A 13,956-nucleotide genomic window follows, 5' to 3' on the forward strand; every position below is an offset into this window, starting at 1 on the left:
TTAAAACTTTCATAAATGCCGCTATGGTTACCTTGAGCGTAAGCTATATAGGAACAGTGTTATGGCTAAAGACGGTTTGAAAGTAGATATAGAGCGCCACCAACAGCGCATCTATATCGCCTTAGTACTGACCGGTACGTTGAATCATGAGCATTATCAACTACTGACGCCATTATTCGCTTCGGCCTTGGCTGATATTGACGAGCCCATTGTCGATGTTTTCATCGACGCCAGTCAGCTAGACGGTTTTACGACACGAGCTATGTGGGATGACTTCAAGTTAGGGGTTATTCATCGTAAGCAATTTAAACGCATAGCCTTGTACGGCCATAAACGGTGGCAAAGCTTCGCAGCAAGTGTTGCAAATTGGTTTGTCAGTGGCGAAGTTAAATATTTCGACGACCCCCGCGCGGCAATCGCCTGGTTATCTGAACATTAAAAAGGCCGCTTACGCGGCCTTTTGTGTAACTTTTTTGCTTAGCTACCAAAGCGCTGTTGCAACATGGTGTATGCAGCACGAATACCAAAGGCCTCACCACCAACCGGGCGACCAGGTAGTGCGCGCACATTCCACGCCATAACATCAAAGTGCACCCAAGGTGTTTCTTTAGCAACAAACTCTTGCAGGTAAAGCGCTGCGGTAATGGCGCCGCCAAATGGCCCTTGTGAGCAGTTGCTCATATCCGCCACATCGCTTTTCAACAAGTTTTTATACTGAGCAAACAGTGGCATACGCCATACTGGGTCTTGGCTTTGATAGCCAGCCTCTGTCAACGCCTGAGCGATGTCATCATCGCTACTGAAAAAACCGGGTAACTCGGTGCCAAGAGCAATTCGCATAGCGCCGGTGAGGGTGGCGAAATCCATAATAAGATCGGGGTTATCTTGCTGCGCTTCATCAAGCGCATCGCACAACACTAAGCGACCCTCGGCATCGGTATTGTCAATTTCAACGGTAATGCCTTTACGAGTTTTAACCACATCACCTGGGCGAAACGCATTACGTGATACCGCATTTTCGACTGCAGGAATTAACACCCGTAGCTGCACGTTCAACCCAGCTGCCATGATCATATTAGCAAGGCCCAATACATGTGCCGCACCGCCCATGTCTTTTTTCATTAATCGCATACCCGCCGCAGGCTTTAAATCTAGACCGCCGGAGTCAAAGCATACGCCTTTGCCTACTAAAGTGATTTTGGGCGCTTTTTTATCACCCCAGCGCAAATCAAGCAATCGCGGCTTGTTTTCACTCGCACGACCGACCAAATGAATGGTCGGATAGTTTTGCTCTAATAGCTCATCACCGATCCACTGTGAGAATTGGCCATCGTAACGCTCAGCTAAGTCGCTCATGACTTCACTCAAGTGTTGAGGCATCATATCCGCCGCAGGCGTATTAACAAGATCGCGCACTAAGTTTGTCGACTCAACACTGGCTACCAGCTCATTGAACAACGCCTTATCGGTTATGAGTAAACGCGCTTTCGGTGCATTCGTTTGTTTATAACCGGTGAATTGATAGCCACCGAGCGCAAAACCCAGGGCAATATCACGTTCGTTGGCGCAGTCAGTCAGTTGATAATCGCCCTCTGGCAACTTGTTCACACTGTCTCCAGCGGCCCACACACTTTGCTCATTATCGCTGACTAAGACTGCCAGTTTAGGTTCGCCATTGTCGGTATTTGGTACAACACATAGACCTTGACCTCCACCGAGTGAACGCAATACCCAAGTTCGGGTAAAGTCGTCCTGTTGCTCAGACCATGTCTCTAAGTTGTTTTGATTGATAACATAAAAAGGGATTGGCGCGTTATCCTTACGCGGCGTATTTACCAAAAGATTCATTGCAGACTCATCGTTGGTTGCTGATAATATTCAGCATATCAAGTTCGCCTTATAATTGGTATAGGATGAGTAATGGCGTCTTCACTTTCCAGCCGACGGTTGTTTTTTGCTCTGGGTTTAAGCAATGAGGCAAAGTCTTCACTCGCGCACTGGTTACAACACCATGTCATTGCCGATAAAGCCTTTACGCAACCACGAAACTGGCACTTAACCCTGTTATTTCTTGGCTGTACCTCTTTGAATACAGAGGCTGCGCTGATTAAAGAAGTGAGAGCCCTGCAGCTTAGGAAGTTTAACTTAAAGGTGGCTGACATCGATTGGTGGCCCAGTAATGGCATTTTTCACCTTCGCCCCATCTCACCACCTGATGCGTTATTCACACTGCACAATGACCTCAAAGAGATAGCACAAAAACATCATATTGAAGATCCGCACCGGCGCTATCGCCCCCACATCACCCTAGCAAGAAACTGCAAAGCGATGCCCACAGTTGCTCAACCGATGCCAGCTTTTGATATGCAAGTGCATAGTTTTACATTGTTTGAGTCGACCCGTGATGAGCAAGGCTTGGTCTATCGCCCGATTGAACATTTTACGCTGTATTAGCGTGCTTTTAAGCAAATACATTGAGACTCTAAGGATGGCACACTATGCTAAAGGTAACCGGTTCCCTACATCGCATTACCAGTCAGAACCTCGACTTTGAATTATCTATTTTCAAGGATCCATCATGACGCGATTTATTTACTTTCTTTTACTTTTTTCTTTCGTTGCCCACGCAGAAAATGTGCATGTCGGCGATTTCGGCGCCACAGCCGATGATCAACAAGATGACAGCGTAGCGATACAAAGCGCCCTCGACTCACTGGCCAAAGGTGACACGCTTATCTTTGCTGAGGGCACTTACGATGTGTGCTCCACCTTAGTGTTGCAACACAGTGAGCAAATCACTTTGCGCTCTTTTACACAGAGTAAATTAAAAAAGTGTGCAAACTTTTCTGGAGAATACTTGCTTTACGTTAAGCCAGCGCAAGACTTCACCTTGAGCTCGTTACATTTTCAAGGACTCCATAACGGTCACCAAGTTAGCACCTGGGGCAAACAAGGCGTGTATATCGCCTCAGCTACAAACGTAAAAATTATCGGCAATGAGTTTAACAACTTTGGTGATGCCGCTTTGCGCGTGACCTCCGGGCCTGAAGCCGATTATTTTACCACCAATACCCGTGAAGTCATGATCGCCAGCAACCGCTTTAGTCAGTGTCGGCAAGTGACAACAACACAAGCACAAACAAACTCTTACGTGGGAGGGGTGAATGATATTGTGGTGTTGGACAATGAATTTGAGAGTTGTACCCTTAAGCTTTCAACTCGTGCGCCAGCACAAACTGCGAATGTGTTGTTCAATACCTTTAGGGATATTAACAAGACCGCATTTGAGGTGAGCTACTACTCAGATTTGTGGGTCGCTCATAATCGCTTTATGAACATTGATGGGTTTGTAATGAACTTATACCCGAATTCTCAAGCTCCCCGACAAATTCCGTGGGATAACATTATGTTTGAGAAAAACTTTATTCATAACACTCGATTTGGTCTGCGCCTAAATAGCCTTGGCAGAGAGCAACTGCGCCCTGTGCACGCGTTGACCGTGCGCGATAACCGTTTTGAGCAAGTCCACTTCGCCGAGGAAACTAACTGGCGTGATATTGTGCGAACCTACAGCTACTCTGATCACGCTTCTTTCGATGGAGTACATATTTCTGGAAACGAATATGAACTCGCCCCGGACAGCGATTTTCTTTACATTGATCCCCTTAGTCGCAATGTGTATATCGACAACAACACAGCCCTGCCCACCCAACCGGGCAGTTAGCTGAGCGCCGCCTAGTTGGGCACGCCAGTGTCTAAACTAGTCCTGAGGAGGGGGACTGTCGTCGCAGCGGGATGAATTCTTAGATGGTGGTTTAGGGTGACTGAACGAGCTAGGTAACACCTCAACCCCTACCAGCTTGGCAATTTTAACAACAAGGGGGATGGTAATAGGTGCAAATGGCAGTATTGCAAACACGCCTAAACCCAGCCCCTTTAAAATATCTACAAACTGTTCATTCGCCACTTTGAGTTCATGCTTCGTGGCGTTACCACGCGTGTAGCGTCGGTAAATATCCAGCATCTCTTTTGTTTCTTGGCGTTCTTGCGCCAAGGCCCACTTCACCGTCACCATCGCGCGACGTAATTTCAATTTTTGTCGCCGCCGAGAAATAAGCAGCACGCGGATTGGAGCGCGATGGAATAAACGATAGATGCGCATAAGGTCTTCACTAAGTAGTTACTGAATGATTGTCACACAGATAACTCCTAGACGCTAGCACCATGGATTTTATCCCACTTAGGTCTAATATTTCGTAACAAAAGTTATTGTTGTGTTGAATCTATTGTAAACAACATGTATAGATACCTTATACACAATGACAACAAAGAATCATAAATCTGTATACTAACTGGGGGATACAATATGAAGTTGAAATACAGAACTCTGCAAGCAGCCGTTCGCTGCGCACTTCTTTCCACATCAACGGTAGCGCTGCTACACACCGGTAATGCACTTGCTGAAGACGAGAGCAACGCTGAAAAAACGAAAAATATTGAAAAAATCGCCGTCGTAGGGTCACGTGCTGCGCCACGCTCTATCGGTAGTTCTCCTGTTCCGGTTGACATCATCGGCGGTGAAGAGCTTAGTAAGGTGGGTAATTCCGATATGTTGGAAGTGCTTAAAGGCACTGTTCCATCATTCAATGTACATAGTAACCCTATCAGTGACGCAGCAACGCTTGTGCGCCCTGCCAACTTGCGAGGTCTCCCCTCAGATAGCACACTAGTCTTACTCAATGGTAAACGCCGCCATCGCGCCTCGGTCATCGCATTTTTAGGCGGTGGTATTAACGATGGTGCACAAGGCCCTGATATTTCAGTGATCCCAAGCATCGCGCTGAAACAAGTAGAGGTATTGCGCGATGGTGCTGCGGCGCAGTACGGGTCGGATGCAATTGCTGGGGTAATGAACTTCGTGCTGAAAGATGCCAGCGAAGGGGGTACGTTTGAAGTACGCCATGGGCAGTACTACGAAGGCGACGGTGATAGCACCCAAATTGCGGGTAACATTGGTTTACCTTTCACTGATAACGGCTTCGCTAACTTAAGCTTCCAATATAAAAATGCTGACGCGACAAGTCGCAGTACTCAGCGCGCTGACGCGATTGCGTTATCAGCGGCGGGCGTGCCGGATATTGACGACCCAGCACAAATTTGGGGTACCCCGGAGATTGAAGACGACATTTCCATTTTTGGTAATGTTGGCTTAGAGCTAACCAATGATGATGAGTTCTACATGTTCGGAAACTATTCTGAGCGTGATGTTCGTGGTGGCTTCTATTATCGTAACCCGCATACACGCCCAGGTGTGTACTCCAATGATGGCGGTGAAACGCTGCTGGTGGGTGATTTAACTGGCGATATGAGCGGCAACTGCCCAACCAATATCCAAATTGACGATAACGTACTGGACAACCCAGAGTACATTAATGGCGTTGCCAATAACCCTGATTGCTTTGCCTTTAATGAAATTCTTCCTGGTGGTTTTACGCCAAACTTCGGCGGTAATATCGTTGACACCTCATTCACGGCAGGTGTGAAAGGTGAGTTTAGCGATGGCTGGCTCAAAGGTTGGCTCTATGATGCCAGTGGCTCAGTGGGCTATAACGCCTCACGCTACTTCCTCTATGACACCGTAAATGCCTCTTTAGGTCCGCAAACACCGCGCGATTTCTCACCAGGTAAATACGAGCAGCTAGAGAAAACATTTAACTTCGATATCACCCGAACCTTTGATTGGGGCTTGTATTACGATGCCAACGTTGCCGGTGGTATTGAGTGGCGTGAAGAAACCTTCACCGTGATCGCTGGCGATGAAGATTCATTTGAAATCGGCCCGCTAACAGAGCAAGGCTTCAGTATTGGTTCTAACGGCTTCCCTGGCTTTAAGCCTTCACAAGCCGGTGAGTTCACACGCCGCAACTATGCTGCCTATATTGATATCGAAACACCATTTACTGAGAACTTTTTAATGGGTTGGGCGCTGCGCTATGAAGACTACGATAGCTTTGGTTCAACAACTAACTACAAAGTAACGGGTCATTACACTATTAACGACATGTTCTCATTGCGTGGTTCATTAAGCACTGGTTTCCGTGCGCCTACTGTGGGGCAAGCGAACGTTAGTAACGTGCAAACGAACCTAAGCAGTGGCGTGTTGGTTGATTCGGCGCTGTTACCACCAACTAACCCGATTGCGGTTCAGCTCGGTGGTGAAGAACTACAGCCGGAAGAGTCTGATAGCTATACCTTCGGTGCGGTTTACCAAAACGGTGATTTCTATCTAACCATGGATTACTACAACATCGATGTAGAAGACCGTATCAGTCAATCAGAAAAAATCGTGCTTAGCGATGAAGATAAAGACATCTTAAAACAAGCAGGTGTGCCGAATGTCGACCAACTTGCACAGGTCAGTTTCTTCACCAATGACTTTGACACCACCACTGAGGGTGTTGATATTGTAGCCAACTACAGCACTGATTTACTCGATGGTTTCTCAACCTTTAGCTTGGCGTACAACTGGAATGAAACTGAAGTGACCAGCTTCAGTGATATTACCGGTGACTTTAAAGTACAACGCCTAGAAGAAGACCTACCTAATCATCGTGGTACAGCAACTTGGTCACAACAATGGGATTCATTCTCTGGCTTTGTGCGCGTGAATTACTTCGGTGAGTACCAAGGTGTTCATGTTGACTTCGACCAAACAGCTAAAATGGCCGATGCCGCAGTAACAGTTGATGCGGAGGTGACTTACTACCCCACCGAAGCCATCGGTCTATCTGTGGGTGCACAAAACATCTTCGACCAAGAGGCAGAGCCTTTAGATTTCGAGGACCGTACAGGTATTCCTAATAACAATTGGGGTGGCTTGTACTATGAAACCTCGCCGTTTGGTTTCAATGGTGGCTATTACTACGTAAAAGCGACTTATAGCTTCTAATAGAAGCACATTAACCACATCACAGGCGGGCATAAAGCCCGCCTTTTTTATGCTTGCGTCGACACAGGCCGCACGGTATGTTGAATTAAAAACCTTTACCGAATCACTATGACTATTTTAGAGCGTGCTAATCAGCTGCTAAGTGAAAACAAACTGAAGGAAGCCGAGTTTCATTTTAAATCGGCGCTTGAAGCCGACCCGAATCAAGGCGAAGCACTGTTTGGTTTGGGTCGCATTGCCATCCGCTTAGAGAAGTACCCTCAGGCAGTCTATTTGCTACAAAAAGCCTGCCAAAGGCTTCCTAAAGTACTCGACCCTTTATTTGCGCTTGCCGATGCATTTGACGGCCTAGAGAAACGTAGTGATGCTTATGAAGTACTGCACTACTGCACCAAAATTGCTCCTCATAACGGCGAGTCCTTTTATCGCTTAGCCCTGCACCATCTTACCTATGGCTATATCAAAAAAGCTAAACAGGCTCTGCTCAATGGCTTGGGCTGCCCCGACCACCCGGTCACCCCATACATATACTATGAGTTAAGCCAACTGAAAGGTAATAATGTCACTTCTAAACAGATTGCTCATATGCACACTCTGCTTAGCGCAAGCCGTAGCACGCAAGCCAAAGTGGTGCTGCATTACAGCTTGGCAAAAAGCTATCATAACAGTGGCGACAAAGCTCAGGCCTTTGCTCACTATCGTTTAGCCAATGAAATGCAATATACCTTGTGTACGCCTTTAGGCGAGGGCTTCGAGCAGTACATCAACACGCTCATAGCGCAGTTTTCAACAACCTTCATTGCTGAGCAACAAGACACCTTAAAGGCCAGCTTTATTCCAGTGTTTATTGTTGGCATGCCACGGACGGGTTCCACCCTGTTAGAGCAAATGTTGTGTCAGCACCCAAGCATAGCAAGCCTAGGTGAAAACGACGTTATTAGCGCCAAACTGATGGCTTATTTGAGCGCGGCCAACGAAGCTCCTTTCCCACAATGCATGGCCAATACGAACACCGATATTCGTAACCGACTGCGGCAGATGTACGTTGATGAACTGACCAAGCATCAACTCGCTCACCGTGTCGTGATCAATAAACTCCCCGCTAACTTTCAGGCTCTCGGAGCTATTCAAGCACTGATGCCGAATGCCGTGTTTATCGATTTGAGACGTAATTTCCAGCCCATGGCTTGGTCGGTATTTTGTCATTACTTTGGCGCCAATGAGCCCTTTTTCTGCCATATGGACACCTTAGCTCGTTACTACGAAGGCTATGATATTTTGATGCAACACTGGCGAGACACGTTGGGTGAGAACCTAGTCACGATACATTACGAACAATTAGTGCAAGAACCTGAACAGTCGCTACGTAAAATATTCAGTAAATTGGAGTTAAGTTACACACAACAATGCTTGCGCTATTTTGAATCACATCACGCGGTGACGACCTTGAGTCGCCATCAAGTGCGTGAACCCGTCTATAAAGATGCGAACAAAGCTTACAAAGAATATGAGCAAGCCTTTAGCGAATGCTTTAGCCGTAGCGTGAAAACCAGGCCAGTACATCCTGAAACTGATCCCGCTGCGCTTGGGGATGAGTAAGCATGTCAATATGACCATAGTCATGGTGATGGCCATGACTGCGCCCGTACAACTTAAATTCTTGGATCCCACAACCTGACTCTTGCATAAACTTCTTTATATCTATGGGTTGTGCCAGCGCTTTATCCTTAACCCCTGCGATGTGCAACGTTGGCGGTAACGCTAAGCGTTTAATAGCATGGCCATAATCAAAACCATCGTCGCTATCAACCCAAGGCCTGACCTTTGCCCACTGCATACTTTGGTAATGTGATTTAACGGTTTCGTCATCACTGCCCCACTTCAGTTTACGCGCAGGCAAATAGCCATATTTTTTCGCTTTTTTTGGTGCCAACCAATACCACACCAAATTACCTTTAAGGAATTTACTAGGGTGACGGTTATACAATGAGCGCTTGGATCCAAAGTACGCACAGGCGCTGACTTTCTTTATATACTCAGGAAAGCGAGCAAAGACACTGTTGAATAACACGCCGCCCCAAGAGTGAGCGACCCAAAAGCGAGGGAATTCACCGGCATGCTCCGTAATTTTGCTCAAAAACGCTGGGATTTCATGACATATGGCCTCGGTTTGCCCATAACTGGCCCCAGGGCCTATTGATGGCTTACTTTCACCACGACCACATAAGTCGGCGACATAACATCGATATCCATGTTTAGCTAAAAAAGGCGCTAATCCTTTATTCGAATGCGTATAAAAAATCTTGCCATTTTCAACAGCACCATGCATAAAAAAGATGGCTGGACCTGTGGCGTTATCTTGCGCAATATAACGCAAATGCAGGGTTTGCTGCTCACTGTAATCAATATATACCGACTGTTGAATAATATCGCTCATACTTGATGTTGCTTATTCTTTTTTACTCATCGTACCAGCATCAAATGTTATCAACAAGTAACATAATTCAGTCACTATTTAGCCACAACAGCTATGCTCGCGTGATGAATAGGCCAGTGGTGTAAAGAAAAGCAATGAAACTAAAGATGAGCAATATGAGCGCATGTAGCGCTCTTCGTCAGTCATAAAGCACTACAGCAACAGAGTGATTTTCTCTATAATGGTGCTTTTAGCCGAATAGAGTTTGCCCTTGCATCCGAAGAACCGTCACGCCAACGGCTATGATTTCGACGCATTGTGTCGAAGCTTACCTAGCTTAGAGAACCACATTATTACTCGGCGCGATGGCCAGCCAAGTATCGATTTCAGCGATCCAAACGCGTTAAAAACACTTAATCAAGCACTGCTCAAGCACCATTATCACATTGATATATGGGATTTACCCAGCGGCTTTTTATGCCCCCCGGTTCCCGGGCGAGCCGATTATGTGCACCACTTACACGACCTACTTGCCAACGACAGCGGCTTAGATGTCGCGCATCATAAAGTAAGAGTATTGGATGTGGGGACCGGCGCATCGCTCATTTACCCTATCTTAGGTCATAAACTATTTAACTGGCAGTTTGTTGCCAGTGATATCGACCCCCAGTCTGTCAAGCTCGCTAAGCAGTTAGCACAACTCAATCAATTACCTATCAAGGTACAACAACAAAAACGTCCAAGTAGTTATTTTAACGGCATAGTTAAAGCCCAAGATACCTTAGTCGCCACCCTGTGTAATCCGCCTTTTCACGACAGCGAACAAAGCGCACAGGCTGGGAGTGAGCGCAAATGGCGTAACCTTAAAGGCCAAGCAAAAGGGGCACACCTCAACTTTGGCGGTCGTGCCAATGAGCTATGGTGCCATGGTGGCGAACTTGGCTTTGTGCGCGATATGATTTTAGAAAGCAGCCATTATGCCGAGCAGGTACTGTGGTTTAGCTCATTGATTTCAAAAAAAGACAACCTCAGGGCCCTCAAAAACACCTTGCGTAAGGCTGGGGCCATCAATATTGAGGTGGTGAATATGGCCCAAGGGCAAAAAGTCAGCCGCTTTCTTGCTTGGAGCTTTATGCCACAGAGTGAACGTCAAGCACGCTTAGAACAATTGCTTTGCTGAGTGGTACTCGGGTCATTGAGCGCTTGCTTATAATGTTTACGACACACGGAAACATAGCGCTCGTTACCACCAATTTGCACTTGGTCGCCACTGGCAACCACCGCACCTTCGCTGTCATAGCGCAATACGTGGTTGGCTTTACGGCCGCAGTGGCATACGGTTTTTAGCTCCACCAGCTTATCGGCCCAGGCTAATAAATATTGTGAACCGACAAAAAGTTCGCCAAGGAAGTCACTGCGTAGACCATAGCATAAAACGGGTATGCGCAACTGATCGACAACCTCGGTGAGCTGCCACACTTGTTGCTTAGACAAAAACTGACTTTCATCCACCAACACACAATTTACCGGCTGGATTTGGTGCTGCTGTTGGATAAGAGCAAACACATCAGACTCACCGTCAAAGACATAGGCATCGGCCTGCAAGCCAATTCGCGAGGCAACCTTACCAACACCTGATCGGTCGTCTATCGCGGCAGTCATAATCATAGGGCGCATACCGCGCTCACGATAGTTAAAAGCCGATTGCAGTAAGGTTGTGGACTTTCCAGCATTCATCGCCGAGTAGTAGAAATAGAGTTGAGCCATAGTGATTGTTATCCATTTTTTTCGCGCGCCAAGCTTACACTAAGGCTTTATGAAAGTCATATCTCCTCTCAGAGAGCTTTAAACAACACTAATCGCGAATTTGTAGATAGCGTCGGTAAATAGCAGTGGTATCCAAGCCTTTTAGCGCATCCCATATACGTTCCACTCTGTGAGGGTGTGCCTGGTAAAATTTTGGTGCGAAGATAAGATAGCCATAGTGCACATCGAAAGGCGGATAAAGTGGGCTCACCCCTTGGATATCGGCGGGCTCAACGTATAGGTTCTGATTACCGACTTGGCAAAAATCCATCACTGCGTGTACACGCCTGTTTGCCAGTAGCCGATAAGCGTCTTGCTGCGAAAAAACAAAATGCACAAAAACTGGCTGATCGTTTAAGCGCTGGGCAATAGCGTAACCATGCGGCAAGGCAATCGCCACACCTTGCTGTTGCAAATAGTGCCTTCTTGGCCAGAACTCATGAAATTCACGATTGCCAATAAAACAACTTCCCACTTTACTCAGTGCACGACCTGTATCAACGTCATTGTTAATCATAGGATAACGCAGCCGAGAGAGTCGTTGCTTTCGATAGCTGCCTATTAATGCTTGCGCTTCACCCTTTTCGACCATATCTAAACAGCGCTTCCAAGGTCTGCGAATAAATGCAAAACGCACGTTCTCTAGGTGTGACTGTAATTGTTGGATCACTTCGATATTAGCACCGGGGTTGTGGGTAGGCACCTCTCGGGTTTGTCCCATGTAAAACGGCACCACCTCTTTGTCCTCATAACAAAGGGTTATTCGCAGATTGCTGTTAGCTGCCAATGCGACGCGGCAACAAACAACTGTTATAACCACCATAAAAAGGAGAAACCGGACCATTTAAGACCACTTAGCTGGATTAATTGTGTTTTAGTTTAGCCGTCGCAGTGGGCCTGTTCAAACGCTAGCAACCATTGTTTCTTGTCCACCCCACCGGCATAGCCAGTCAACGTGCCGTTACTGCCGATAACACGGTGGCAAGGCACGATAATACTGATAGGGTTTTTGCCATTCGCCGCGCCCACGGCACGCACTGCGTTTGGGTTATCTAATAACTTGGCAATATCACCGTAGCTGCATGTGGTTGCATAACCTATGGTCATCAATGCATTCCACACTTGATTTTGAAAATCAGTGCCGGAAACATCAATAGCCACATCAAATGTTTGCCGAGCACCATCAAAGTACTGCTGTAGCTGATAGAGTGCTTGATTTAGCAAGTCGTTGTTGCAACTAAGGCCACTTTGAGCACGGCCCATATCAAAGCCGACATAACACAGGCCATGATCGGTGGCTTGGATTAACAAGGCGCCTATCGGCGTCTCTAGCGTTGTTTGGTACATAGTCATAATTGTTGCCATAGCTGAAAGGTTAAATAAGAACGAAACGGTGCGCAGGCCTCGGGGTTTAGGTTCGGCAAGTGTTGCAGCGCTTTTTTGACCCCCAAGTCCCCCCCTAAATAGATATCAGGGTCGCTCAGACCACGCATTTTCGCATAGTTTACAGTCCAAGGGCCGATACCTTTTATGGTTAACCAAGCGTCTATATCGTCAATACCATGGCTGCTCACATGCCGGGCTAAATCAATAATCGCCTGTTTACGCCTTGCTGGCATTTTAAAAAAGCTAAGCTCACTTTGCGCCACTTGGTGAGCCCTTGGAAAATAGCGCCCTTCATCACCGAGTGATGCCACCAAGGTTTTGCTTAACTGTCTTGCAGCACCAACGCTGACTTGTTGCCCTACCACCGCCCTGATGCCCGCTTCGAACGGCTCCCAAATGCCTGGCAGCCTGAGCCCTTGTTTAAGCGGCAGAGACTCCCCGAAAGCACGATGCAGTTGCTGATTTATCACCTCGGTATCGGCATCCAAATCTAAAACACGGCGAATGTTCGCCACTACAGCCTGTAAATGAGACCAATCCGTGAGGGTAATATCAACCCAAAAGCCTTGTTTGGCCCGGTCAAAAACAGCATTAAACTGGCCTTTACAGGATGCATACTCTAAGGTGCGACCATAGCTGTTAGAATCAACCCACTCTACAGGGTCGACCGCCCGCTTTGCTAAAAACTGTTGCATAGAAGGCCAGTCATAAGGCGGGCGAAAACTTAAAAACAAATTAATATGCTGCTGCGTAGGCGACTTTCGACTACGAATATCACTCGGAGTGAGCTTTAGAAGCTGTTTAAATGCATCATTGAAGCGCCGAACACTGTTAAAACCTGAAGCGAATGCAATGTCAGTAATTTTTAGCTGTGTTTGCTGCAATAGCTGTTTGGCAAACTGGCACTGAACAAACTGTGCGTATTGGCCAGGTGCGATACCATAATGTCGTTTGAATAATTGGCTTATATAACTTTGCGACACCCCTAGGCGCGCCGCCAGCGCGGGTAACCCTCCATCACGCCATTGCCCTTGATCAATTAACTTTTTGCCACGCAGTGCGGTTGTTTGCGCGCCCAGCCAAGGATAACTGCCTGGACTGGCATCGGGGCGACAGCGCAAACAGGGTCGAAAGCCGGCTAAGGCTGCCTGATGTGCATGCTGATAATACTGCACGTTATGCTCTTTTGCCGCAGGGGCTGGGCAAATAGGCCGACAATAAATGCCGGTACTACGCACTGCAACGTAAAAGAGCCCATCAAAGCGCTTGTCACGGCTCATCCGGGCTGTTTGGCAGATATCTGGGGGATACATGCTCTACACTCACTTTACTTTAAGTCTTGTGATCAGCTTATCGTAAAATGCGTGAATACCTAGCCAGATTTTACACTCAATATAAA

General features: G+C 47.0%; 13 protein-coding genes. 6 read left to right on the plus strand and 7 right to left on the minus strand.

Translation table 11 applies throughout. The annotated features are described in order from the left end of the window. Positions 1-61: 61 nt before the first annotated feature. Complete coding sequence (locus MHM93_RS12385; RefSeq protein ID WP_053910792.1) at positions 62-439, plus strand: STAS/SEC14 domain-containing protein; 378 nt, start codon at positions 62-64, stop codon at positions 437-439. Between the two features lie 38 nt (positions 440-477). Here the strand turns inward: MHM93_RS12385 and MHM93_RS12390 are convergent, their stop codons facing one another. Continuing rightward, a complete protein-coding gene (locus MHM93_RS12390; protein WP_239449318.1) occupies positions 478-1,848 on the minus strand; it encodes a leucyl aminopeptidase family protein in 1,371 nt (456 codons plus the stop codon). A gap of 72 nt (positions 1,849-1,920) precedes the next feature. Here MHM93_RS12390 and thpR point away from each other — a divergent pair, with 72 nt between their 5' ends. Together thpR and MHM93_RS12400 are read left to right on the plus strand one after the other, a co-directional pair. Then, positions 1,921-2,454, plus strand: a complete 534-nt coding sequence (thpR, locus tag MHM93_RS12395; protein ID WP_239449319.1) for an RNA 2',3'-cyclic phosphodiesterase — start codon at positions 1,921-1,923, stop codon at positions 2,452-2,454. 124 nt (positions 2,455-2,578) lie between these two features. After that, entirely contained in the window at positions 2,579-3,724 is a 1,146-nt protein-coding gene (locus MHM93_RS12400) for a glycosyl hydrolase family 28-related protein (RefSeq protein WP_239449320.1), read from the plus strand. Between the two features lie 36 nt (positions 3,725-3,760). Here the strand turns inward: MHM93_RS12400 and MHM93_RS12405 are convergent, their stop codons facing one another. Continuing rightward, complete coding sequence (locus MHM93_RS12405) at positions 3,761-4,162, minus strand: hypothetical protein (protein ID WP_239449321.1); 402 nt, start codon at positions 4,160-4,162, stop codon at positions 3,761-3,763. A 204-nt stretch (positions 4,163-4,366) separates the two neighbouring features. On the opposite strand from MHM93_RS12405, the gene MHM93_RS12410 reads away from it, so the two are divergent. Next, entirely contained in the window at positions 4,367-6,949 is a 2,583-nt protein-coding gene (locus MHM93_RS12410) for a TonB-dependent receptor (RefSeq protein ID WP_239449322.1), read from the plus strand. A gap of 108 nt (positions 6,950-7,057) precedes the next feature. Beyond that, positions 7,058-8,548 (plus strand): sulfotransferase, encoded by a 1,491-nt coding sequence (locus tag MHM93_RS12415; protein WP_239449323.1) that lies wholly within the window; start codon positions 7,058-7,060, stop codon positions 8,546-8,548. Here MHM93_RS12415 and MHM93_RS12420 read toward each other — a convergent pair. Further along, positions 8,481-9,386 carry an alpha/beta fold hydrolase gene (locus MHM93_RS12420; protein WP_239449324.1) on the minus strand — a complete coding sequence of 302 codons (906 nt, stop codon included), beginning with the start codon at positions 9,384-9,386 and terminating at the stop codon, positions 8,481-8,483. The two genes, MHM93_RS12415 and MHM93_RS12420, sit on opposite strands and share 68 nt — an antisense overlap. A 250-nt stretch (positions 9,387-9,636) precedes the next feature. Between MHM93_RS12420 and rlmF the strand changes: the two genes are divergently transcribed. Then, positions 9,637-10,545, plus strand: coding sequence for a 23S rRNA (adenine(1618)-N(6))-methyltransferase RlmF (gene rlmF, locus MHM93_RS12425; RefSeq protein ID WP_239449325.1), 909 nt, complete (start codon positions 9,637-9,639; stop codon positions 10,543-10,545). Here rlmF and MHM93_RS12430 read toward each other — a convergent pair. The 4 genes from MHM93_RS12430 to MHM93_RS12445 all read right to left on the minus strand — a co-directional run bounded on the left by MHM93_RS12430 (position 10,515) and on the right by MHM93_RS12445 (position 13,870). Then, complete coding sequence (locus MHM93_RS12430) at positions 10,515-11,132, minus strand: thymidine kinase (RefSeq protein WP_053910801.1); 618 nt, start codon at positions 11,130-11,132, stop codon at positions 10,515-10,517. The two genes, rlmF and MHM93_RS12430, sit on opposite strands and share 31 nt — an antisense overlap. Before the next feature lie 88 nt (positions 11,133-11,220). Further along, positions 11,221-11,907, minus strand: a complete 687-nt coding sequence (locus tag MHM93_RS12435) for a hypothetical protein (protein WP_239449326.1) — start codon at positions 11,905-11,907, stop codon at positions 11,221-11,223. 143 nt (positions 11,908-12,050) lie between these two features. Further along, a complete protein-coding gene (locus MHM93_RS12440) occupies positions 12,051-12,518 on the minus strand; it encodes a methylated-DNA--[protein]-cysteine S-methyltransferase (protein WP_239449341.1) in 468 nt (155 codons plus the stop codon). A 2-nt stretch (positions 12,519-12,520) separates the two neighbouring features. After that, positions 12,521-13,870, minus strand: coding sequence for an AlkA N-terminal domain-containing protein (locus tag MHM93_RS12445; protein WP_239449327.1), 1,350 nt, complete (start codon positions 13,868-13,870; stop codon positions 12,521-12,523). Positions 13,871-13,956: the final 86 nt, after the last annotated feature.

Source organism: Pseudoalteromonas sp. MM17-2 (genome assembly GCF_022347945.1).
GTDB classification, from domain to species: domain Bacteria; phylum Pseudomonadota; class Gammaproteobacteria; order Enterobacterales; family Alteromonadaceae; genus Pseudoalteromonas; species Pseudoalteromonas ruthenica.

What these genes read in the sequence shown, in the direction of transcription:
- MHM93_RS12385 (WP_053910792.1), top strand. Translation starts at nt 62, where the DNA reads ATGGCTAAAGACGGTTTGAAAGTAGATATAGAGCGCCACCAACAGCGC.
- MHM93_RS12390 (WP_239449318.1), bottom strand. Translation starts at nt 1,848, where the DNA reads ATGAATCTTTTGGTAAATACGCCGCGTAAGGATAACGCGCCAATCCCT.
- thpR (WP_239449319.1), top strand. Translation starts at nt 1,921, where the DNA reads ATGGCGTCTTCACTTTCCAGCCGACGGTTGTTTTTTGCTCTGGGTTTA.
- MHM93_RS12400 (WP_239449320.1), top strand. Translation starts at nt 2,579, where the DNA reads ATGACGCGATTTATTTACTTTCTTTTACTTTTTTCTTTCGTTGCCCAC.
- MHM93_RS12405 (WP_239449321.1), bottom strand. Translation starts at nt 4,162, where the DNA reads ATGCGCATCTATCGTTTATTCCATCGCGCTCCAATCCGCGTGCTGCTT.
- MHM93_RS12410 (WP_239449322.1), top strand. Translation starts at nt 4,367, where the DNA reads ATGAAGTTGAAATACAGAACTCTGCAAGCAGCCGTTCGCTGCGCACTT.
- MHM93_RS12415 (WP_239449323.1), top strand. Translation starts at nt 7,058, where the DNA reads ATGACTATTTTAGAGCGTGCTAATCAGCTGCTAAGTGAAAACAAACTG.
- MHM93_RS12420 (WP_239449324.1), bottom strand. Translation starts at nt 9,386, where the DNA reads ATGAGCGATATTATTCAACAGTCGGTATATATTGATTACAGTGAGCAG.
- MHM93_RS12430 (WP_053910801.1), bottom strand. Translation starts at nt 11,132, where the DNA reads ATGGCTCAACTCTATTTCTACTACTCGGCGATGAATGCTGGAAAGTCC.
- MHM93_RS12440 (WP_239449341.1), bottom strand. Translation starts at nt 12,518, where the DNA reads ATGTACCAAACAACGCTAGAGACGCCGATAGGCGCCTTGTTAATCCAA.
- MHM93_RS12445 (WP_239449327.1), bottom strand. Translation starts at nt 13,870, where the DNA reads ATGTATCCCCCAGATATCTGCCAAACAGCCCGGATGAGCCGTGACAAG.